The sequence below is a fragment of the Pedobacter sp. UYP1 genome, assembly GCF_040547305.1.
Classification (GTDB): domain Bacteria; phylum Bacteroidota; class Bacteroidia; order Sphingobacteriales; family Sphingobacteriaceae; genus Pedobacter.
On the sequence record NZ_JBEPPL010000011.1, the window covers coordinates 80,165 to 102,324 of the forward strand.

The window sequence follows — 22,160 nt, forward strand, 5'->3', positions numbered from 1 at the left end:
AAAACATTTCAGGCAATAAAAAACCCGGCCATTTACGTAACCGGGTCTGACATAAAATATCTTTTCGCGCTAAACCTGCTCCAGCTTATCAGCAAGCACCTCAGAAATCTTTCTATAAGAATCAAAAGTCCATCCACCAACATGTGGCGTCAAAATAACCTTATCAGATTCTTTCAGTTCAGTAAACCAGTCTTGTTCTGCCAATGCCGGGAATTTTTCAACTTCCAGTACATCCAGCCCTGCGCCTGATATCTTACCAGATTTAATCGCTGCCAACACCGCTTTAGTATTCACAATTTCGCCTCTGGCTGTATTGATGAAAAATATATTCTTTTTGAAATGGTATAAATATTCCTCATCCACCATTTGCCTGGTTTCCGAAGTCAATGGAATATGTAAACTCAGCACATCACTGTGTTTAACGATTTCTTCCATGCTGCATTCCTGCGCATAAGCATCAGAAAAGCCTGTTTTATATTTATCATAAGCGAGCACTTTCACCTCAAAGCCCGAAAGCTTTCTGGCCATACTGCTTCCCATAAAACCATACCCGATAATCCCGACAGTTTTGCCTTTCAGCTCCCATCCACGGTTACCTTCTCTATCCCAGATTCCGTTTCTGATCTCTATATCAGCCTTGCGGTGAGTATTGATCAGTGAAAGCAACATCCCCATCGCATGTTCCCCTACTGCATCCCTGTTACCTTCTGGTGCATTCAGCAACTTAATATTCCGCTCCTTCGCATAAGCCTCGTCGATATTATCCAACCCCGCTCCTGCTCTGGCCACAAATTTAAGCCCCGGTGCAGCTTCCATCAGCTCCCTGTCTATCTTAAACTTTGTCCGTACTGCAATACCATCATATCCTGAAATCACCGCCAGCGTTTCTGCCCTGGTGATTAATGGACGATCGTCTACTTCATAACCTAATTGTTCTGCCCTGCTTTTGAATACAGGATGTAAATCATCAACAATTAAAATTTTACCGTTCATCTGTTTTATAATTATAACGCCAGCTTAGTGACCAGCTGCGTAAGGGTAATAAAATCTTCTACACTCAATTGCTCTGCTCTTTTTTCAAAATAGATATTGTCATCCATTTTAACCTTAGGCAATACACCAGACAAAGCATTTCTTAATGTTTTTCTACGCTGATTAAATCCGGCTTTGACCACAGTCCAGAATAATTTCTCATCGCAATCCAAAGTCACTCTCTCATTTCTGCTCAAACGGATCACGCCCGAATTCACTTTAGGAGGTGGATTAAAAGTTCCCGGTTTTACAGAAAATAAATAATCAATATTATAATAGGCCTGGATCAGCACACTTAGAATCCCATAATCTTTTGTTCCGCTTTTAGATGCACAGCGTTCTGCAACTTCTTTTTGAAACATGCCTACCATCTCTACTACATTTTCTCTGTGTTCCAAAACCTTAAATAAGATCTGTGAAGAAATATTATAAGGGAAATTACCTATTATGGCGTATTTACCGGAAAATACTTTTTTCAGATCCATTTTCAAAAAATCCCCGTTAATTAACCTTTCGCCCATTTGCGGATACTTCTCATTTAAGAAATGATAGGATTCCACATCGATATCGATCATAAAGGTTTCCAGGTCTTTTCTTTCCAGCAGAATATCTGAAAGGATACCCATACCCGGCCCTACTTCAAGCACCTGACTGTATTGATCGGTATGGACAAGACCGTCTACAATTTTAGCTGCTATTTTTTTATCGGTCAAAAAATGTTGCCCTAAATGTTTTTTCGCCCTTACCAAACTCATATGATTGCTGTTATATTTTATTAATCGAAAGAAGCCAAGACTTCTAAAAGGTGCAAAATAACTAAAGTTTACGAGTTCAACCTAATTATTAGCAATGAAGCCTTAGCTAAGTAACACTAATCAGCAAGGTTACTGGCTATATTGTCCAGCAGTTTGATACGGGTTTCAAGCGGGTTTGATACGGGCCGAGGCGTTTCAAACCCATATCAAACTCCAGCAGAAACCCGCCAGTTACCCTCCTGTTCAGTCTGCTTTCAACTACTCATCCTTTATCACCTATGCTCACAGCCCGAATAGCTATAATTACCAGTTCTAAACAGATCGCCCTTAAAAACAGCACGTTTTCTAATGAATTTCTGTATTTTGCGCAAATTTTCATTTGAGCATGAGCAATAAAATCAAAATAGGTATCAGTATAGGTGATGTAAACGGCATAGGTTTGGAAGTAATACTGAAAACTTTAGCCAATAACAGTATTCTGGATTACTGCACTCCTATCGTTTATGGACATACAAAAGTAGCCTCTTACCATAGAAAAGCACTGGGTTTAGGTGATTTCAGTTTCAATGTAATCAATGATGCCGAAGCAGCTAATCCTAAAAAAGCAAATATGATTAACTGCTGGGAAGAGGATGTAAAGATCGAACTGGGTGTAGCCAATGAAATTGGCGGAAAATATGCCTTGTTATCTTTAGAAAGAGCAACAGAAGACCTGATCAAAGGAAATATTGACGCTTTAGTCACTGCTCCGATCAATAAACATACGATTCAAGCGGAGAATTTTAAATTCCCTGGCCATACAGAATACTTGCAGGAACGTACCGGCAGCTCTGATGTAATGATGTTTTTATTGAGTGAAGATATTCGTGTAGGCGTAGTTACGGGTCATATTCCTGTTTCTAAAGTTGCAGAAAGTATCACGAAGGAAAGTATTGTTAAAAAACTTTTGCTGATCAATAAGAGTCTGAAAAGAGATTTCTGGATTGAGAAACCAAGAATTGCCGTATTAGGGTTAAATCCGCATGCTGGTGACAATGGTTTGCTGGGCAGTGAAGAACAGGATATTATTATGCCTGCGATTCAGGAAGCGTTTGATTCTGGTGTAATTTGCTTTGGACCTTACCCTGCGGATGGATTTTTTGGCAAAGGTGCTTATAAACAATTCGATGCGGTACTGGCGATGTATCATGACCAGGGCTTAATCCCTTTCAAGACCATTGCTTTCGGAACTGGTGTAAACTTTACTGCCGGAATGAAATATGTACGTACCTCTCCTGATCATGGTACAGGCTTCGATATTGCTGGAAAAGACCTGGCAGATCCATCTTCTTTTATAGAAGCACTTTTTGCGGCAACACACATTGTAAAACACAGACGTGAACAGGACGAACTGTTAAGCAACCAGTTAAGAAGCGGCGGAAAAATTATAGAAACTGCGGCAGATGTGAAGGATGATGCAAATTAACGACAATATTATTTCTAAAACATTTCAGAAGTATCAAATTAATTCATACATTTGCGGGCTAAAATTTTGTTACAATTGAAACCTTTAAAACAATTTTCGATCCCGTTTACTGGCTTAAAAATTGGCAAGCATCAATTTGATTTTGAGATTGATAACAGCTTTTTTGACGCATTCGAATACTCTTTGGTAAAAAAGGGGGATTTGAAAGTTACGGTAGAATTGGATAAACAGGAGACAATGCTGATTTTGAAAATTCGCATTGCCGGAACAATAAAGCTTGATTGTGATAAATGTTTAGCTGAATTTGATGCCCCTCTGGATATTTCAGAAAGGCAGATTGTAAAATTCGCTGAAGATGAGCTGGAGAGTGATGATTTAGAAATCATCGTATTGAATAAAAAAGAAAGTAGCATCGATATCGCGGAGATTCTTTATGAATTTATCACAGTATCGGTACCCTATATAAAAATTTGTGAGCAGAACGGCAATGGTGCCAAATGCGACAAAGAGATGATTGAAAGACTTGAAAGTCTGGCTAATCCTTCTCAACAAGAAGAAAATACAACAAGTGCTGACCCACGTTGGGAAGCATTAAAAAAATTAAAATAATAATTAAATAAATCAGCAATGGCACATCCAAAACGCAAGATCTCTAAAAGTAGAAGAGATAAAAGAAGAACACACTATAAAGCGGTAGCTCCTTCTTTATCTACTTGTCAAACTACAGGTGCAATCCACATTCCTCACCATGCATACAATGTTGATGGGAATTTGTACTACAACGGTAAACTGGTTATTGAAAACACCTCTATAGGTTAATTTTTCGGAGAAATTGTTTGTGTTTTCAGCTTCATTAAGTTTAACTTAGGCGCTTGAAAAAAAAGGCAATAATGCTTTATTCACAAACTGATTTTTTACTATGAAAATAGGTCTCGATATAATGGGCGGAGACTATGCTCCCAAAGCAAACGTTTTGGGAGCAATAGCTGCTCATGAATTACTAGCGCCAAATGAGCATTTAGTGCTAATCGGCGATACTCAGCAAATTAAGCCTTTGCTCGCTGAAAATGGGTTCAATCCCGATCACTTTGAATATGTTCATACCGAAGAGGTAATTGGTATGGGCGAACATCCCACAAGAGCGATTGCTCAAAAACCAAACTCAAGTATTTCTCTGGGTTTCTCTATGTTAAAAAAAGGAGAAATCGATGCATTTGTCGGCGCAGGTAACTCTGGTGCGATGATGGTTGGCGCAGTTTTTAGTGTAAAAACTGTTCCTGGTATTATCAGACCTTGTCTGTGCACGATCGTACCCAAACTTGATGGAGGAAGAGGTTTAATGCTGGACGTTGGTGCAAATGCCGACTGTAAGCCTGACACTCTGCTCCAATTCGGCGTTTTAGGAAGTTTATATGCTGAAAATGTGATGCAGATAAACACCCCTAAAGTCGGCCTGATCAACATTGGTGAAGAAGATGAAAAAGGAAATATGTTAAGTCTGGCTACTTTTCCATTGATGAAAGAATGTAATCTCTTCAACTTCATTGGAAATATTGAGGGACGTGATTTATTCAACGAAAAAGCAGATGTAATTGTATGTGACGGGTTTACCGGAAACATTATGTTGAAATTAGCTGAATCGTTTTACATAATGACCATCAAGAAAGGACTTAAAGATGAGTTCTTCGACAGGTTTAATTATGAAAATTACGGTGGAAGTCCGGTTCTTGGAGTAAATGCACCTGTGATCATAGGTCATGGAATCTCCTCGCCTACCGCTGTAAAAAATATGATCTTTCAAGCGAGAGATATGATTACTACAGGTCTGGTGGAAAAAATACAAGATGCATTTAAATAAAATCTGACAACAAATGAGTAAAATTCACGCTGCTATTACTGCGGTTCAAGGTTATGTTCCTGATTATATCCTTTCTAATAAAGAGTTAGAGACGATAGTTGACACAACAGATGAATGGATCACCTCACGAACGGGTATTAAAGAGCGAAGAATATTAAAAGGTGAAGGATTAGGTACCTCTGACATGGCGGTTCACGCAGTGAACGGATTGTTAAAGAAAAGAGGTATTACTGCAGAAGAGATCGACCTGATTATCTTTTGTACCACGACTCCCGACATGCCTTTCCCAGCCACTGCAAATATTTTAGCCGATAAAATCGGTGCAAAAAATGCATGGGGTTTTGATTTACAGGCAGCCTGTTCTGGATTTATCTATGGGATTTCTACTGCTTCGCAATTTATCCAGTCAGGAAAACATCAAAAGGTATTGGTGGTGGGCGGCGATAAAATGTCGTCTATCATTGATTATACGGACAGAACAACCTGCATCATTTTTGGTGATGGTTGTGGTGCTGTGTTATTGGAACCTAATGATGAAGGTAATGGAATCATTGACTCTGTTTTAAAATCGGATGGTGCCGGAAGACAATTCCTGCATCAGAAAGCCGGCGGATCTGTTAAACCAGCTTCGCACGAAACGATTGATCAGAGAGAACATTTCGTTTACCAGGAAGGAAAAGCTGTTTTTAAATTTGCGGTAACTAATATGGCAGATGTAGCGGCCGAAATCATGGAGCGTAATCAGCTGAATGCTGAAGATGTGAAATGGTTAGTTCCACATCAGGCCAATAAAAGAATTATTGATGCTACGGCTTCAAGAATGGGCATAGGAGCTGAAAAAGTAATGATCAATATTGAACGTTACGGCAATACCACCAATGGAACCATCCCGCTTTGTTTATGGGAATGGGAAGACAAACTAAAAAAAGGGGACAATATTATTCTTGCTGCTTTTGGGGGTGGATTTACCTGGGGATCAGTATATATAAAGTGGGCTTACTAAATTTTATTACAAATAAAAATATTAACTTTGAGTCTTTAAAAGACCAATATCTTTTCAACAAAATACCTAAAAATGGATATCAAACAAATTCAGGAACTCATTAAATTTGTTTCTCGTTCGGGCGTCAATGAAGTTGCAATAGAACAAAAGGACTTCAAAATTACTATCAAAACTAATCAGACCCCAACAGTTATTACCACAACAGTCCCTGCGCAGGCAGTAGCACCACAGGTGTTACCATCTGCTCCAGCAGTACAACCTGTTGCTGTAACGGCAAACAACGCTTCGTCTGCTGCTGAGGCTGATGATTCTAAATATATTACTGTAAAATCTCCAATGATCGGAACTTTCTACCGTTCCTCGAGCCCTGAAAAACCTTCATTTGCAAATGTTGGTGATGAAATCGCTCCGGGTAAAGTTATCTGTATCATTGAGGCAATGAAATTATTCAACGAAATTGAAAGTGAAGTTTCTGGAAGAATCGTTAAAGTATTGGTTGATAACTCATCACCTGTAGAATACGACCAACCATTATTTTTAGTAGAACCTATGTAATATTTGCTTCTGGCAAATTATCATCTTATCAATTATATGTTTAAAAAAATACTAATTGCCAACAGGGGCGAAATTGCGTTACGTATTATTCGTACCTGTAAGGAAATGGGCATTAAAACTGTTGCAGTTTATTCAACTGCTGACAGGGAGAGTCTCCATGTTCGTTTCGCGGATGAAGCTGTTTGTATAGGCCCACCTCCGAGTAAAGATTCTTACTTAAGTATCCCAAATATTATTTCAGCTGCTGAATTAACCAATGCAGATGCGATTCATCCAGGCTACGGCTTTTTATCTGAGAACGCTAAGTTCTCTTCTGTTTGCAGAGACTATGGAATTAAGTTCATTGGTGCTACACCAGAACAGATCAATTCTATGGGAGATAAAGCTTCCGCTAAAGAAACGATGAAAAAAGCTGGCGTACCTACTATCCCTGGTTCTCAGGGTTTGCTGGAAAGCGTAAAAGAAGGTATTGTCTTAGCCAATGAAATCGGATATCCTGTAATCCTTAAAGCAACTGCCGGTGGTGGTGGCCGTGGAATGCGTGTGGTATGGAAAGATGAAGACTTCGAAAATGCATGGGACAGTGCAAGACAGGAATCTGGCGCTGCTTTTGGAAATGACGGTTTATATTTAGAAAAGTATATCGAAGATCCACGCCACATTGAAATCCAGATTATTGGTGATCAATATGGTAAAGCTTGTCACTTATCTGAGCGTGACTGTTCTATTCAGCGTCGTCACCAGAAATTGGTTGAAGAAGCTCCATCTCCTTTCATGACTCCGGAATTGAGAGAACGTATGGGTGAGGCTGCAATTAAAGGAGCCACTGCTGTATCTTATGAAGGTGCTGGAACCATCGAATTTTTGGTTGATAAACACCGTAACTTCTACTTCATGGAGATGAATACGCGTATCCAGGTAGAGCATCCGGTTACAGAAGAAGTAATCAACTATGATTTAATTAAAGAACAGATTAAGGTAGCTTCAGGCGTTCCGATCTCTGGTAAAAACTATCTTCCGAACATGCATGCGATTGAATGCAGGATCAATGCGGAAGATCCGTTTAATAACTTCAGACCTTGTCCTGGAAAAATCACTAATTTCCATTCTCCGGGTGGACATGGGGTGAGGGTGGATACGCATGTTTATGCAGGCTATCAGATTCCTTCTAACTATGATTCGATGATCGCTAAGCTGATCTGTGTTGCACAAACACGTGAAGAAGCCATCAGTACCATGGAACGTGCGCTAAGTGAGTTTGTAATCGAGGGTGTAAAAACTACAATCCCTTTTCACTTGCAATTGATGAAAGATCCGAACTTCAGAGCAGGAAATTTCACCACTAAGTTCATGGAAACATTTGTTTTTTCTGAATAAATCCGAATAAAGACATCTAATTATTATATTTAAAACGTAAATACCATTCTAATAAAATAGAATGGTATTTTTGTTTTACAAATAACTTACATGAGTGATAATAAAGCGCAGGACCTTATAGGGGCCATTAAGAATAAAGGAAAGAATCTGGAGTCTGAAATGTCTTTCTTTGACCATATTGATGTATTAAGAAAACACTTGCTCAGAGCATTATTGGCGATCGTAATTTTTACTGGTTTAGCCTTCTGGTACTACGATTTCCTGTTTAACACGATTATAATGGGCCCTAAGAGCGCCGATTTCTGGACTTACCGGATGATGTGTAAGCTGGTACAGGTTTTCCCTTCACTGGGATCAGACTTTTGTATTACCGTTATTAAGGGTAAAATTATCAACACGGAAATGGCGGGCCAGTTCACGTTACAGATTAATTCCTGTATCATGACGGGTATCGTTTTTGGGATTCCGTATATTCTTTTTGAACTCTGGTTATTCATCAAACCTGCCCTTCATGAGAAGGAAAGGAAGGCTGCAAGGGGATTTGTCTTCTTTGCCTCTGTATTATTTCTGATAGGTGTTTTATTCGGTTACTACATCATCTGTCCATTATCAATTAACTTCCTGACGAATTTCTCGGTGAGTCCGATGATTGAAAATACGTTCACTATTGATTCGTATTTATCATCTGTCTCTACTTTAACCATCGGTACCGGGATTATATTTGAATTACCTGTTGTCATTTATATCCTGTCTATATTCGGTATCATGACCCCTGCATTTATGCGTGCCAGCCGGAGATATGCAATTGTAATCATCCTGATCATTGCTGCTGTAGTTACACCTACTCCAGATATGATGACGATGCTTGTTGTAGCTTTCCCGCTATTCATTTTATATGAGTTGAGTATATTCATTTCTGCAAAAATTGAGCGCAGAAAGAACAAAGAACTTTACGGCACAACTAAAGGTAACAACGCTTAAAAACATGTCCACACAATTAAAAATCGCTATTGGCGCTGACCACGCTGGTTTCGCTTACAAAGAGTTATTACGTGATTTTCTGAAGGATTTTCAGGTGCAGGATTATGGAACTTATAGCCCGGACTCTGTAGATTATCCTGATTTTGCACATCCAGTGGCTTCGGCTGTGGAAAATGGAGAGTTCCATTTTGGAATCCTGATTTGCGGTAGCGCTAACGGAATTGCGATTACAGCTAACAAACACCAGGGAATCAGAGCCGCGATTTGCTGGGAAAATGAAATAGCTTCCTTAGTCAGACAGCATAACGATGCAAATATCATTTGTATCCCTGCAAGGTTTGTGTCAGCAGAACTGGCCAAAGAAATGGTCATGACCTTTCTGAATACGGAATTTGAAGGTGGCAGACACGCTGGAAGGGTGGATAAAATAGCTGTTAATCTATAGCTATTTATCCTGACTATCAGCATAGAAAAAGTAAAATATCTGGTCTGAATTTCATAGAAGTTCAGGCCAGTTTTATAACCACCAGGTCTGTGCTGTAACATAATAGTTATTTTTTGAAAAACCGGTTCAGTGTCGCCATAAGAAATAATTAATTTCTTATATTAAGACCGCTTAAGGAGCAGGGCAATTCATCCGGAAAAACAAGAAAACAGTATAAAACTAAATAATGAACAAACACATTTTAAGTACAAGCATGGCTTTATTGCTTTGCTTAGGTGCCTGCGCACAAGGACAGCAAGCTGTTAAGAACAAAACAGCCGTAAAATTCAGTGCAGGTATTAATAAGACAAATGCTTATAAGCATCTTTCTGTACTCGCATCTGATGAATACGAGGGCAGAGAAACAGGTAAAAAAGGTGCCTGGATGGCAGCTGAATACATCAAAAACCATTTTAAAAGTATTGGTTTAGAAGGCCCCGTAAAAGGAGATTATTTTCAACCGGTAGGTATGATGACTTATAAACTGGGCCAGACCGTATTTACAGTTAATGGCCAGGTTAAAAAGGTGGAGAAAGATTATATGATGCCTGCCTATAATGTAGCCCCTCAGGGGTTTAACATCAATACAAAAGAAATAATTTTTGCAGGTTACGGAATCGATTCTGAAGATTATAACGATTACGCTGGTATTGATGTTACAGACAAAGTTGTAATGATCTTCGCTTCCGGCGGTCCGCTAAAAGATGAACCTGTACCAACCGACCGTGCTGCAAGAAGAAAACATATGTCGGCCAAACAGGCTAAAATGAAATACCTGGCTAATCATAAAGCAGCAGCAATAATTATGATAGAACCGGCATTGGATACACTGAATCAGGAAATGAAAACCAGGTATGCTGATGAGGGATATATATTTTTGAAAACAGAAGAAACGATCAAAAGGATGACTAATCTAAAATCCTTTCCTGTAGTTGATATCTCAGTTTCCACTGCCAATCAGCTTTTAAAAGCTGCAGGAACTACAGTAGAAGAGGTACAGCAAAAAATGAACTCAACAGGTAAACCAGCTACCCAAACAATTAATGTTGCAATTTCCGCAACTGCTGTGAAGCATGAAATAAACTTGAAAGCTGAAAATGTGCTGGGCTTTCTGGAAGGATCAGATCCTGTACTAAAAAAAGAGATTTTAGTGGTCACTGCTCATTATGACCACATTGGTCTGACAACCTCGGGTACTGATAAAGTAAACAACGGTGCAGATGATGATGGATCAGGAACTACTGGCGTATTACTGATTGCTGATGCTTTCGCTAAAGCTAAACAAGCAGGAAAAGGACCTAAGCGGAGCATCTTGTTTATGACTGTAGTTGGAGAGGAAAAAGGACTTTTAGGATCACAATGGTATTCAGAATACCCGGTGTTTCCACTAAAAAACACAATTACCAATTTAAATATTGATATGATTGGGCGTGTGGATAAAGAGCACGAAGACAAGCCTGACTACATTTATATTATTGGTTCTGATATGCTGAGTTCTGACCTGAATGCTGCCGGAATAAATGCAAATGATCAGTATATGAAAATGAACCTGGACATGAAATACAATAACAGAACTGATCCAAACCAATTCTATTACCGTTCAGATCATTATAATTTCGCGAAACATGGTATCCCGGTGATCTTTTATTTTAATGGGGTACATGAAGATTACCACCAGCCGGGCGATGAGATCAGTAAGATTAGATTCGACTTGCTGGCCCGACGTGCACAATTAGTCTATTATACGGCCTGGGACCTGGCTAACCGCCCTACCCGCCCCGTGGTAAATAAAAATGAAGACGGTACACCCACAAAATAATTTTAAAAACCTGCATAACCTGCAGGTTTTTTCGTTTTATTAAGAGCTTGTTAATTTTAGCCCCTAATTTTAAACAGGCTCTCAAACATTTATTTATATTTGAACATGACGAAGATTGCTGAAGAGTTTTTGGTGAAGGCAGATGAGAAGGCATTTGATGTAGATCATCGTAACACAATCAACCACAACATAGGAAAGTATAATGATGCGGTTGCAAGGGGTTTAACGAAGTTTGAGAATTTAGAAAACTCAAAGAAGAAGGCGCATGTCATCAAGTGGAGAGTGATGGAAAACCTGGACAAGTTCTTACCGGAATTTGAAGCTAATTTCCAGCGTCGTGGTGGGAAAGTAATCTGGGCTAACGATGCGGAAGAAGCACAAAAAGAGATTTTAAATATAATTAATAAAAGTGGTGGCAAATCGGTTATCAAATCGAAATCCATGACTACTGAAGAAATTCATCTGAATGACTTCCTGGAAAAGAACGGCATATCGTCTTTAGAAAGTGATCTGGGTGAATTTATTGTACAGTTGTTAGGGCAGGCACCTTATCATATCGTGACCCCTGCAATGCACCTCACTAAAGAGGAAATTGCGAAGTTATTCCATGAAAAATTCGGTACTCCGATAGATTATACGCCAGAACAGCTTACACAAAAAGCAAGAGAACTCTTAAGAGAGAAATACCTGAGTGCTGATATCGGGATTACTGGTGGAAATTTCCTGATTGCAGATACAGGCAGCGTTGCGCTAACCGAAAATGAAGGAAATGCCCGCTTAAGTACAACCTTCCCTAAAATACATATTGCCATTGTCGGAATTGAGAAAATCATTCCTTCTATGGCCGATCTTGATCTTTTCTGGCCTTTATTATCAAGCCATGGAACGGGTCAGAATTTAACAGTTTACAATTCAATTCTAAGCGGGCCAAGACAGCCGCATGAAACTGATGGCCCGGAAGAAATGTATGTGATCTTACTGGATAACGGACGTACAAATCTGCTGGCACAAAAAGATCAGCGTCAGGGGTTATATTGTATCCGTTGCGGCGCTTGTCTGAATGCCTGCCCTGTTTATAAGAATATTGGCGGTCATACCTACAATACAACTTATAGTGGTCCTATTGGCTCTATTATAACACCTCATTTACAGGGGATGAAGGAGTTCAAGCACCTGAGTTATGCGTCAAGTCTTTGTGGTAAATGTTCTGAAGTTTGCCCGGTAAAGATTGATATCCATAAAATGTTGCTGCTGAACAGAAGAGATGCGGTAGAACAGCATCAAAATACTAAAACAGAAGATATTGGCTGGAAGATCTGGAATACAGGGATGTCCAAAAGGTCAAAAATGGACTTGTTCGGTGGAAAAATCAAGAATTTTTTCATGAAGCTGATCTTCAAAAAAATGTGGGGCAAATACCGTGCTATGCCGGAGGTCGCACCAAAGTCTTTCGCCAAACAGTGGGAGGAAAAGTCCAAAACTAAACCGCAAACCTAACCTATATGCATTTCGACCGGAAAGAAAAAGACGATGAAACTTTGTTGTCGCTTTATAAGCGTCTCCTTTATCCCAGAATGGTCGAAGAAAAAATGCTGATCCTGCTTAGGCAGGGACAAATAGGTAAATGGTTTTCTGGCATAGGCCAGGAGGCAATCGCAGTGGGAGCCACTTTAGCGATGCATGCGGAAGAATATATTTTGCCGATGCACAGAAACCTGGGTGTGTTTACATCCAGAGATATTCCGCTGCGTAATTTAATGGCGCAGTGGCAGGGAAAAATGACTGGCTTTACTAAAGGGAGAGACAGGTCTTTTCACTTCGGCACGCAAGAATTTAAAATCATAGGGATGATTTCTCACCTTGGCCCTCAGCTGGCTTTGGCTGATGGAATTGCCCTGGCCGACCTGATAGCCGGAAAAGAACAGGCCACTCTTGTTTTTACCGGAGAAGGCGCGACCAGTGAGGGTGATTTCCATGAAGCCGTTAATGTGGCTTCAGTCTGGAATTTACCTGTCATCTTTCTGGTTGAAAACAATGGTTACGGCCTTTCTACACCAATTAACGAACAATTCAATTGTGATGACTTAGTGGACAAGGCCATTGGTTATGGGATTGAAGGAATTCAGATTGACGGCAATAATGTTTTAGAGGTCTTTGATACGATTACTGAGATTACAAAAAACATCCGTGCTCATCCAAGACCAGTTTTATTGGAATGCCTTACTTTCAGGATGAGAGGCCATGAAGAGGCTTCAGGTACCAAATATGTTCCACCTCATTTGTTTGAAGAGTGGGCTGAAAAAGATCCGGTTAAGAATTTTGAGCGCTATCTGTTTAAACAACGTATCTTAACCGATGAGCTTTTACAAGAGATTAAAGCAGGTTTCAAAACTGAACTGGATCAGGAAATTGAGCTGGCTTTTAAAGATGCTGACCCTGAACCTTCTGCAGTAACGGAACTTACGGATATGTATTATCCTTATTCGCAACAGGTAATCCCTCCTGCTGAACCTTCTACCGAAATCCGTTACCTGGATGCCATCAGCGATGGTTTAAGAATTGGTATGCAACAGCATCCCAACCTGGTGATTATGGGACAGGATATTGCTGAATATGGAGGTGCGTTTAAAATTACAGCAGGTTTTGCAGAAGAATTCGGTAAAGCGAGAGTCCGTAACACGCCTATTTGTGAATCTGCAATAGTTGGTGCCGGGCTTGGTTTGTCCATCAATGGTTATAAGGCAGTTGTAGAGATGCAGTTTGCAGATTTCGTGACCTGCGGATTCAATCAGATTATAAATAACCTGGCCAAAACACATTACCGCTGGGGAGAAAAAGCGGATGTAGTGGTCAGAATGCCTACGGGGGCCGGAACTGGTGCAGGTCCTTTTCATTCTCAGAGTAATGAGGCCTGGTTTACCAAGACTCCGGGTCTTAAAATAGTTTATCCTGCTTTTCCTTATGATGCAAAGGGTTTGTTGCTCGCAGCAATTGAAGACCCTAACCCCGTTATTTATTTTGAACATAAACTTTTATACAGGAGTTTAAGCGGATTAGTTCCTGCTGGTCATTATACACTGGAAATCGGCAAAGCCAACTGGCTTAAAAAAGGGCAGCAGTTCACGATCATTACCTATGGCCTGGGCGTTCACTGGTCACTTTCTTATCTTTATGACCATCCTGAATTATCGGTAAACCTAATAGATTTATGCAGTTTACAGCCTTGGGATAAAGAAACAGTTGCAACGGCTGTAAAGGTTACGGGCCGGGTAATTATTCTTCATGAGGATACCTTAAGCAGTGGTTTTGGTGCTGAGATCGCTGCTTGGATTGGGGAACACTGTTTCACGGATTTAGATGCGCCTGTAATGCGCTGCGCGAGTCTGGACACCGCTATTCCAATGAGTAAACTGCTCGAAGATCAGTTTCTGGCTAAAAGCCGTCTGCATGAAACTGTTCAGAAATTGATGGCTTACTAAGGCCTTGGCACGATAATGGCCTGCTCATCAAAAGACCATTACTTACCGGAGCGCGTTATGAAAACCATTTATCTACTATGTTTAGGAGTTTTACTGTTTACACTTCCGGGTTGTAAGTATTTTAAATCTACACACCCACAAGCTGGTTTACCTGAAGAAGGTACCACAAATATGACTGATAAGTCTATTTTAAACTATGCTGCTGCGATTGACCGGACATTGAGAGATTATAAGAAAGAATACAGTCTGATCTATTTATCGGGCGATCTTTCTGTATACGCAGAAAAGTACAGTGCGCATAATGATGGTATGTTGTATAAAACCTACACCTCGAACGGGTCGATCAGTAATGCCGTAAAAAGCTATTATTTCAAGAATGACAGCCTGATTCTGGTAAAAGAACGGATTAAGCTCATGAACGAGGAAGGGAGCGTTTTTAAGGACGTCAGGACTTATATGCGGAATAATGTGATCTTCAAAATAGATAGCCGCACAGCAAGCTCTGCTGAGGCTTTACGCACACTCCCATATTTATTGGTTCAGGTGGCTGACAATAAGTATCCTGAAGAGAATTATGCTTCGGATGTGAAGGGAATCGATGATGCGATCAATGGTACGGATAAATTTGAAATGGTATTTGATAATATCTCCACTTATCCGGATGCACTTTATATCATGCTTAAAAGTAAGCGGCAGCCGAATTATAAATCCAGTATTCTGGTGAAGACTAAAGATGCTTATATCGATAGTCTATTGAATTTTCCTTCGCTGTTTAAAGATGATAAGTTAAACTTTAAATGGAGAATAGAGGATAATGCTTCTATTTATGTACCAGTGGCAGATACAACGACTTCGGCTAAAGGACTAAATAAGTAGATATTACCGTTATCCAGACATTCACATCTGAAACGTTTTCTGAGCTTCTCTCCTTTTTTAAATCTGCGGCCATCTTTAATGGTGAATACTGTGTGCTGAGGGAGTTCTTCTAATCGGGAATGGTCAAGCGTGCCATCATACTTTTTAAGAGCTCTGGAGAGACTTAAGTCGGTACAACTGGAGGCAGAAGGGTTAGTTAAGTAAGTACTGATAGCCTTTTGCAGATCTTCAGGAAAAACCTGCTGCTCCAGAAAGGGTGTCATCATTCTTTTAAAGTTGTGTTTCCATTCTCCGCCGTGTGGCTTGACCTTATTTTTATGATCATTCCAGGTTAAAAGGTGTGCAAATTCGTGCACTGTAGTAACCAGGAAGGCATAGCGGTTCAGGTTATTATTGACAGAGATTTTATGTCCCAGTTCTTTAAAAGGGTGTCTGTAATCACCGAGTTTGGTCGCCCTGCTTTTGGAGATCTTAAATTCACATTGAAAGTAGTCGATCCATTTAGCAATTACGGGAGCCGCCTCAGGGGGCATATACTGTGCTAAAACATCAACTTTTTCCACAGCCCTAAGATAAAGAATTTACTTCAAAAACTGATAGGCGATTAAACTGGCTACATAGGCCATAGCGGTCATATATACGGTCTGAATCAACGGCCATTTCCATGATTTTGTTTCGCGGTAAACAACTGCAACAGTACTCATACATTGCATAGCGAAAGCGTAAAACAGCATCAGGGCAAATCCAGTGGCAAAGGTAAAGACTGGCAGTCCGGTTTCCGGATTTCTCGCCTCTCTCATTTTATCCCGTATGGTTCCAGGGTTCTCTTCTCCGTTGTCAACACTGTAAATCGTAGCCATTGTCCCTACAAAGGCTTCACGGGCAGCGAATGAGGTAATCAGTGCAATTCCAATTTTCCAGTCAAATCCCAAAGGTTTAATGACCGGTTCGATGCTTCTGCCCAGAATGCCTGCGTAAGAATTTTCCAGTTTCTCGGCCGATTTATCTCTTTCCAGTGTACTGATTTGCACACTATCTTTTTGCATTTCAATTTTAGCGTATTTCGTTTCTATCTGCTCGAATTTCTCCGACGGGCCGTAGGTTGCCATCACCCATAAAACTATGGATATTGCGATAATCACCTTACCTGCTTCAAATACGAAGGTTTTAGATTTTTCATACATGGTGAACAGTACGTTACTCCATCTTGGCATTCTGTAAACAGGCAACTCCATAATAAAGTAAGACTTTTCTGTAGCCTTAATCATGAATTTCATCACGAAAGCTACAGTAACCGCAGCAATGATGCTGATCAGATACATTCCCATCAGCGCAAGTGCCTGCATACTGATAAAGCCAAATAGTTTGGTATCTGGAATAATCAGGGAGATCAATAAGGTATAAACCGGAAGTCTTGCTGAACAGCTGACTAATGGAGAAACCATAATAGTAATGATCCTGTCTTTCCAGTTTTCAATGTTCCTCGCACTCATAATAGAGGGAACAGCGCAGGCGAAACTACCGATCATTGGTACGACTGACTTCCCGCTCATTCCAAACTTCCGCATGATCTTATCCATCATAAAGGTTACCCTGGCCATATAGCCGGTATCTTCCAGGATGGAAATCAATGCAAACAGAATGGCAATCTGAGGAATAAAAACAATAATACCGCCTAGTCCGGCAACCACACCGTCTAAAAGAAGGTTGGTTAGTATTCCGTCGGGAAGGTATTCGTGTCCTGTTTTCGCAATCCAGCCAAACGCACCTTCAATCAGGCTCATCGGATAGGCAGACCACGAAAAGATTGCATTAAAAATAAAGAACAGGATAAACAGGAAGATAAAGAATCCCCAGAAACGGTTAGTCAGAATCGAATCTATTTTATCACTGAATGCAAATTTCCTGGAGGCGCCGGTATCTTCGATGACACCGGATAATATGGTACTTAAATATCTGTAACGGGCAATGGTTTCTGCTGCCTGTAGTTTGGAGGATTCGAATTCGTTTGCCTTTTTAATCTGCTCGAAATTTGCGTGCTGCTGAGCGGTATAGATTTCAAGGTGCTCATGCTGATGCAGAATTTGCAGTGCAAAGTAGTCGTTATCAGTATCAAGAATGGTTTTGGTTTCATTAATGGCGGCCGGAGCCAGTACATTAACGTCAGCTCCGTCTACTTGTGTAGGGATAGTGGTAGTATTGGCAATGGCTTGTTTTAGTGCGTCAAGGCCCGTTTTACTTCTGGCAGAGATGGCAACAACCTGGATGCCGAGGCGTTTAGAGAGTTCATCAATATTGACATTGATACCTTCTTTGGTGGCCATGTCCGTCATATTCAGTGCAAGTACGACTGGAATACGTAAGTCTGCTACTTGTGAGTAAAGGAGCAGGTTCCTGCGCAGGTTAGTTGCGTCGGCAACTAATACAATGAGGTCGGGGTGGCTTGGGTTTTTTTTATCGGCAAGTACTTGAAATACGATACTTTCATCTCTGCTTTTTGGGTATAAGCTGTAGGTTCCCGGCAGATCGACTATTTCGGCCTGTTGTGTGGCGGAAAGTTTGCAGAAACCAGTTTTCTTATCAACAGTGATACCGGGGAAGTTACCTATCTTCTGGTTTAACCCGGTGAGTAAGTTAAATAGTGTTGATTTCCCTGTATTCGGATTACCAACTAACGCAATTTTCAGTGTAGTAGCCAAGATAGATCTAAGAAATTATAATAACAGAAGCTTCGTTTTTACGTAAACATAATTGGTATCCGGCAACGCGTATGGCCATCGGGTCACCTAGTGGTGCAAATCGTTCAACTTCCACAACTTCGCCAGGCAAACAGCCCATTTCCATTAGTTTTACTGACATTTCTAAATCTGTAAAGGCTACAATAGTGCCACGTTCTCCTGGATTTAACTGCGAAAGTTTCATATGCTTAATTAGCCCGCAATGTACCCTTTATCAATAATAAATCCAAATAAAGACCTTCGTTGTGACACCATTAATACATAAAAACAAAGAATACTTATGTTCGGGCGACATTGCCGTCGCCTGAAGGGGCTCGGAACGAATGCCCTCACATTAAGTATCCTTTGTTTTTATCCAATCCACAATTGAGAAGTGTATTATACGAAGGGCTTTTAAATGGAATTTAATTATGGAGCGCGGTTAACGCCTTTGTCGGCGCTTTAGGTGTTTACTTGTTGGCGCGTTAAGGATTGTTTATTTGATGACGCTTTAAGGATTGCTTGTTTGTTGGCGCTTAGTGATTGCTATTTATCAGCACCTTAAAGATTGGTATTTGTTGAAGCCTTAGAATGGTTATTCGATGATGCTTTAGGGATTGGTATTTTCCAGCACCTCGAAGATTGGTATTTGCTGAAGCCTTAGGCTGGTTATTTGATGATGCTTCAGGGATTGTTATTTGTCAGCGCCTTAAAGATTAGTATTTGTTGAAGCCTTAGGATTGTTATTGGTTGACGCTTAGTGATTGCTATTTATCAGCACCTTAAAGATTAGTATTTGTTGAAGCCTTAGGATTGTTATTGGTTGACGCTTAGTGATTGCTATTTATCAGCACCTTAAAGATTAGTATTTGTAGAAGCCTTAGAGTGGTTATTTGATGATGCTTTAGGGATTGGTATTGTCAGCACCTTAAAGATTAGTATTTGTAGAAGCCTTAGAGTGGTTATTTGATGATGCTTTAGGGATTGGTATTGTCAGCACCTTAAAGGTTAGTATTTGCTGAAGCCTTAGGCTGGTTATTTGATGATGCTTAGTGATTGCTATTTATCAGCACCTTAAAGATTAGTATTTGTTGAAGCCTTAGAGTGGTTATTTGATGATGCTTTAGGGATTGGTATTGTCAGCACCTTAAAGATTAGTAATTTACTGAAGCCTTAGGATTGCTATTTATCAGCACCTTAAAGATTGGTATTTGCTGAAGCCTTAGGGTTGTAGATTAGTAACAACCTTAGATGCCTGTTTAAGACACCTAAGGGTTATTATTTTTATTGATTCAATAAGTATTAGAAGTTGTATTTAACACTGATTCTTCCATTTCTTGGTACTTCATAAATGTAAGTGTAATAAGAAACTGATGTCGCTGTTTCTTTTGCTACTTTAGTATAAGAACCTTGAGTGAATAGTTTTTTGTCTAGTAAGTTACTTACTAAACCTGTGATGGAGAATTTACCTCTTACGTAAGATATACCTGCGTCGAAACGGATGTAATTTGCAAATGGTGTTTGAGTAGTTCCTGATCCTGCGTAACGGTTTAGTAGCATTTGGTAACCGCCTGAGAATCCAATTCCGTTAAATATGGAGTTTGCATTTCTGTAACGGTACGATAACCATCCGTTGGTTATATGTTTAGCCGTATTAGCCAGGTAAGTTCCGGTTGCATTTTTTGCCGGATCTTTGTTCTCATCTCTGGTTACTTTCGGGTCGGTGTAAGCGTAGTTCAGGGTTAAGTTTAAGCCTTCCGCTACTTCACCGACTAAGTCAAATTCAATACCTTTAGATTGAACTTCACCTAATTGCACCATGAAGTTATTTGGATCTCCAAGAGGGTATGCCGGGTCAGGGGTTAACACATTTTTCTTTGTAATTTTATACATAGAAAATGTTGAGTTCCATTTTCCGCCAAACCAGTCTTTCTTCAATCCAAATTCAATGTTATTACCTGTTACGGGTTTAAAAACGTCGCCGGTTGCTGATCTCGAAGCTTGTGATTGCGGAATAAAACTTTGATCGTATAAGGTGTAAGCAGAGAAATCTTTAGTAATGGAATAACTTAAGCCTATTCTTGGGGTAACTGCATTATCTGACATTTGTGTCGCATTGGTTTTACCAACAGTTTCTGCATGGGTAAAACGACCTGCTAAGGTTAAACGTAGTTTCTCATCCAGAAAACGCAATTCGTCTTGTAAATATACTCCTGTATAAGTGGAGTTGGTTGCATAAGTATTTGCGCCTGATCTTACCTGAATGCTTTTGGATCTGTCAAATACAGGAATATTAGCAGTTGGTATACCGTAAACAGGGTTGTAGATATTAAAAGTGGCATTACCAGCCAATTGAACATCTGGTTGTGAGGTACTAGAAAAGTCACCCCAGGTTTTTAAGTTGCCCATATCCAGGCCTCCTAAAACTCTATGTACAACTTCTCCTGTTTTGAACTGGCCTTGCAAACTCAATTGTATATTTTTATTGATAGCCAATTCTTCACTGATATTTAGTCCTCTTCTCATGTCACCATTAGCAGCGATCATAGAAGGCCATATCGAACTGCCCACCAGAGAATAGTTCAAATAGGCAGCTTGTGCGTTAAATGTCCAGTCTTTATTGAATTTATGATTGAAATAAAGTGTAAGGTTATGGTCATTCAGCTTATTTGGGTCTAATGAAGGATCTCCAAGAAAGAAACCCGGATCGGTATCACCAAATCCTTTCGGAGAGAATCCGTAGTTACCCAATGCTAATGCTTCTACGTGCTGGTGTGTATATTCAGCAGTAACTTTAGTATTGCTGTCAATCTGATAGCTGATTACCGGAGCAATTACGTATTTATCATTGTAATTGAACTTATTGAAACTGCCTTTAGTTTGCGCAGCTACGTTTAAACGAAATAACAATTTACCGTCAGCAGAAAGCTTGGTATCCAAATCTACCGCAGCACGTGCAAGGTTATATCCACCCGCACTCAGACTAACAGAACTTTGATTCGTACCCGTAGGTTTTTTAGTAACGATATTGTAAAGACCACCCGGTTCACCATTTGCCATCATAAAGCCGGCAGGGCCTTTCACGAATTCAATACGGTCTATTGTAGCTGCATCATCTGCAAGCGGGCCCCATGGGGTTTTTAAATTCATCCCATTACGGAATCCTGGAATAGAGAAACCACGCATGTAAATATTTGCGTACTGCGCATCCCAATGGCCAACTCTTACGGCACCACTTACGTTTCTGGTTACGCCGTCAACAATATCAAAAGCCATTTGGTCTGCCATCAACTGGCTTGTAACCACTTTAATGTTCTGAGGTAATTCCAATAATTTTGTTTGTAAACGTAAAGAAGAAGAGACTTTTTCTACTTTATATTTTTTATTGGTAGAAATCTGTACATCCTTCAGCTGCGACTTATTCTCATTCAGAGAGAAGTCAGCTATTACAGTTTCTTTAGTCACTGTAATTTGTTTTTCTTTAGGATATAGTCCAATAGCAGAAACAACTATAGTATAGTTTCCGGTTGGTACCTTTCTGATTGAATAAGAACCATTCTCCTCAGTAATTGCACCAAAGGTAGTACCCTTTAGTTTTACAGTTACCCCATCGGCAATCGTCCCATCAGAAGTAGTAATTCTACCTTTGACGCTTCCCGTATGTTGTGCGTATAAGCTGGTACTTAAAAATAAGATGAAAATTAATGAAAGTAATTGTTTTACCATAATTATTTAGATTGATTATATATAATTTTGGCG

19 protein-coding genes are annotated in these 22,160 nt (G+C 40.0%); 13 read left to right on the forward strand and 6 right to left on the reverse strand.

The features are described 5' to 3' along the window. Positions 1 to 69: 69 nt before the first annotated feature. Positions 70 to 993, reverse strand: coding sequence for a 2-hydroxyacid dehydrogenase (locus ABIB30_RS19300; protein WP_354304681.1), 924 nt, complete (start codon positions 991 to 993; stop codon positions 70 to 72). An 11-nt stretch (positions 994 to 1,004) separates the two neighbouring features. After that, complete coding sequence (gene rsmA, locus ABIB30_RS19305) at positions 1,005 to 1,787, reverse strand: 16S rRNA (adenine(1518)-N(6)/adenine(1519)-N(6))-dimethyltransferase RsmA (RefSeq protein WP_354304682.1); 783 nt, start codon at positions 1,785 to 1,787, stop codon at positions 1,005 to 1,007. Between the two features lie 385 nt (positions 1,788 to 2,172). Between rsmA and pdxA the strand changes: the two genes are divergently transcribed. The 13 genes from pdxA (at position 2,173) to ABIB30_RS19370 (ending at position 15,684) form a co-directional block, all read left to right on the forward strand. After that, positions 2,173 to 3,252 carry a 4-hydroxythreonine-4-phosphate dehydrogenase PdxA gene (pdxA, locus tag ABIB30_RS19310; RefSeq protein WP_354304683.1) on the forward strand — a complete coding sequence of 360 codons (1,080 nt, stop codon included), beginning with the start codon at positions 2,173 to 2,175 and terminating at the stop codon, positions 3,250 to 3,252. 75 nt (positions 3,253 to 3,327) lie between these two features. Continuing rightward, entirely contained in the window at positions 3,328 to 3,861 is a 534-nt protein-coding gene (locus ABIB30_RS19315; protein ID WP_068405621.1) for a YceD family protein, read from the forward strand. A gap of 18 nt (positions 3,862 to 3,879) precedes the next feature. After that, positions 3,880 to 4,071, forward strand: a complete 192-nt coding sequence (gene rpmF / locus ABIB30_RS19320; RefSeq protein WP_068405618.1) for a 50S ribosomal protein L32 — start codon at positions 3,880 to 3,882, stop codon at positions 4,069 to 4,071. A 100-nt stretch (positions 4,072 to 4,171) separates the two neighbouring features. Beyond that, on the forward strand, positions 4,172 to 5,110 hold the full coding sequence (gene plsX, locus ABIB30_RS19325) for a phosphate acyltransferase PlsX (RefSeq protein WP_354304684.1): 939 nt from the start codon (positions 4,172 to 4,174) through the stop codon (positions 5,108 to 5,110). 13 nt (positions 5,111 to 5,123) lie between these two features. Beyond that, positions 5,124 to 6,113 carry a beta-ketoacyl-ACP synthase III gene (locus ABIB30_RS19330; RefSeq protein ID WP_068405612.1) on the forward strand — a complete coding sequence of 330 codons (990 nt, stop codon included), beginning with the start codon at positions 5,124 to 5,126 and terminating at the stop codon, positions 6,111 to 6,113. A 72-nt stretch (positions 6,114 to 6,185) separates the two neighbouring features. Then, the gene (accB, locus tag ABIB30_RS19335) at positions 6,186 to 6,668 is read left to right on the forward strand and encodes an acetyl-CoA carboxylase biotin carboxyl carrier protein (RefSeq protein WP_354304685.1); all 483 of its coding nucleotides are present in this window, start codon (positions 6,186 to 6,188) and stop codon (positions 6,666 to 6,668) included. Positions 6,669 to 6,704: 36 nt separating this feature from the next. Then, positions 6,705 to 8,045, forward strand: a complete 1,341-nt coding sequence (gene accC / locus ABIB30_RS19340; protein WP_068405607.1) for an acetyl-CoA carboxylase biotin carboxylase subunit — start codon at positions 6,705 to 6,707, stop codon at positions 8,043 to 8,045. A 90-nt stretch (positions 8,046 to 8,135) separates the two neighbouring features. Further along, positions 8,136 to 9,026 (forward strand): twin-arginine translocase subunit TatC, encoded by an 891-nt coding sequence (tatC, locus tag ABIB30_RS19345; protein WP_354304686.1) that lies wholly within the window; start codon positions 8,136 to 8,138, stop codon positions 9,024 to 9,026. Between the two features lie 4 nt (positions 9,027 to 9,030). Beyond that, positions 9,031 to 9,471: a ribose 5-phosphate isomerase B gene (gene rpiB, locus ABIB30_RS19350; RefSeq protein ID WP_354304687.1), complete on the forward strand. Its 441-nt coding sequence runs from the start codon at positions 9,031 to 9,033 to the stop codon at positions 9,469 to 9,471. Between the two features lie 226 nt (positions 9,472 to 9,697). Then, positions 9,698 to 11,329 (forward strand): M28 family peptidase, encoded by a 1,632-nt coding sequence (locus ABIB30_RS19355; RefSeq protein WP_354304688.1) that lies wholly within the window; start codon positions 9,698 to 9,700, stop codon positions 11,327 to 11,329. 105 nt (positions 11,330 to 11,434) lie between these two features. Further along, positions 11,435 to 12,826, forward strand: a complete 1,392-nt coding sequence (locus tag ABIB30_RS19360; protein WP_354304689.1) for a LutB/LldF family L-lactate oxidation iron-sulfur protein — start codon at positions 11,435 to 11,437, stop codon at positions 12,824 to 12,826. A 5-nt stretch (positions 12,827 to 12,831) separates the two neighbouring features. Then, the gene (locus ABIB30_RS19365; RefSeq protein ID WP_354304690.1) at positions 12,832 to 14,808 is read left to right on the forward strand and encodes an alpha-ketoacid dehydrogenase subunit alpha/beta; all 1,977 of its coding nucleotides are present in this window, start codon (positions 12,832 to 12,834) and stop codon (positions 14,806 to 14,808) included. 57 nt (positions 14,809 to 14,865) lie between these two features. After that, on the forward strand, positions 14,866 to 15,684 hold the full coding sequence (locus ABIB30_RS19370; RefSeq protein WP_354304691.1) for a hypothetical protein: 819 nt from the start codon (positions 14,866 to 14,868) through the stop codon (positions 15,682 to 15,684). Here the strand turns inward: ABIB30_RS19370 and ABIB30_RS19375 are convergent. The 4 genes from ABIB30_RS19375 to ABIB30_RS19390 all read right to left on the reverse strand — a co-directional run bounded on the left by ABIB30_RS19375 (position 15,633) and on the right by ABIB30_RS19390 (position 22,127). Next, positions 15,633 to 16,247 carry a SprT-like domain-containing protein gene (locus ABIB30_RS19375; RefSeq protein ID WP_354304692.1) on the reverse strand — a complete coding sequence of 205 codons (615 nt, stop codon included), beginning with the start codon at positions 16,245 to 16,247 and terminating at the stop codon, positions 15,633 to 15,635. The two genes, ABIB30_RS19370 and ABIB30_RS19375, sit on opposite strands and share 52 nt — an antisense overlap. Before the next feature lie 18 nt (positions 16,248 to 16,265). Beyond that, a complete protein-coding gene (gene feoB, locus ABIB30_RS19380) occupies positions 16,266 to 18,383 on the reverse strand; it encodes a ferrous iron transport protein B (RefSeq protein WP_354304693.1) in 2,118 nt (705 codons plus the stop codon). A 7-nt stretch (positions 18,384 to 18,390) separates the two neighbouring features. After that, entirely contained in the window at positions 18,391 to 18,606 is a 216-nt protein-coding gene (locus ABIB30_RS19385; RefSeq protein ID WP_068405584.1) for a FeoA family protein, read from the reverse strand. Between the two features lie 1,097 nt (positions 18,607 to 19,703). After that, the gene (locus ABIB30_RS19390) at positions 19,704 to 22,127 is read right to left on the reverse strand and encodes a TonB-dependent siderophore receptor (protein ID WP_354304694.1); all 2,424 of its coding nucleotides are present in this window, start codon (positions 22,125 to 22,127) and stop codon (positions 19,704 to 19,706) included. Between the last annotated feature and the right edge of the window lie 33 nt (positions 22,128 to 22,160).

Excerpts from the sequence above, each read along its gene's own strand:
- ABIB30_RS19300 (WP_354304681.1), bottom strand. The coding sequence starts at position 993 with ATGAACGGTAAAATTTTAATTGTTGATGATTTACATCCTGTATTCAAA.
- rsmA (WP_354304682.1), bottom strand. The coding sequence starts at position 1,787 with ATGAGTTTGGTAAGGGCGAAAAAACATTTAGGGCAACATTTTTTGACC.
- pdxA (WP_354304683.1), top strand. The coding sequence starts at position 2,173 with ATGAGCAATAAAATCAAAATAGGTATCAGTATAGGTGATGTAAACGGC.
- rpmF (WP_068405618.1), top strand. The coding sequence starts at position 3,880 with ATGGCACATCCAAAACGCAAGATCTCTAAAAGTAGAAGAGATAAAAGA.
- plsX (WP_354304684.1), top strand. The coding sequence starts at position 4,172 with ATGAAAATAGGTCTCGATATAATGGGCGGAGACTATGCTCCCAAAGCA.
- ABIB30_RS19330 (WP_068405612.1), top strand. The coding sequence starts at position 5,124 with ATGAGTAAAATTCACGCTGCTATTACTGCGGTTCAAGGTTATGTTCCT.
- accB (WP_354304685.1), top strand. The coding sequence starts at position 6,186 with ATGGATATCAAACAAATTCAGGAACTCATTAAATTTGTTTCTCGTTCG.
- accC (WP_068405607.1), top strand. The coding sequence starts at position 6,705 with ATGTTTAAAAAAATACTAATTGCCAACAGGGGCGAAATTGCGTTACGT.
- tatC (WP_354304686.1), top strand. The coding sequence starts at position 8,136 with ATGAGTGATAATAAAGCGCAGGACCTTATAGGGGCCATTAAGAATAAA.
- rpiB (WP_354304687.1), top strand. The coding sequence starts at position 9,031 with ATGTCCACACAATTAAAAATCGCTATTGGCGCTGACCACGCTGGTTTC.
- ABIB30_RS19355 (WP_354304688.1), top strand. The coding sequence starts at position 9,698 with ATGAACAAACACATTTTAAGTACAAGCATGGCTTTATTGCTTTGCTTA.
- ABIB30_RS19360 (WP_354304689.1), top strand. The coding sequence starts at position 11,435 with ATGACGAAGATTGCTGAAGAGTTTTTGGTGAAGGCAGATGAGAAGGCA.
- ABIB30_RS19365 (WP_354304690.1), top strand. The coding sequence starts at position 12,832 with ATGCATTTCGACCGGAAAGAAAAAGACGATGAAACTTTGTTGTCGCTT.
- ABIB30_RS19370 (WP_354304691.1), top strand. The coding sequence starts at position 14,866 with ATGAAAACCATTTATCTACTATGTTTAGGAGTTTTACTGTTTACACTT.
- ABIB30_RS19385 (WP_068405584.1), bottom strand. The coding sequence starts at position 18,606 with ATGAAACTTTCGCAGTTAAATCCAGGAGAACGTGGCACTATTGTAGCC.
- ABIB30_RS19390 (WP_354304694.1), bottom strand. The coding sequence starts at position 22,127 with ATGGTAAAACAATTACTTTCATTAATTTTCATCTTATTTTTAAGTACC.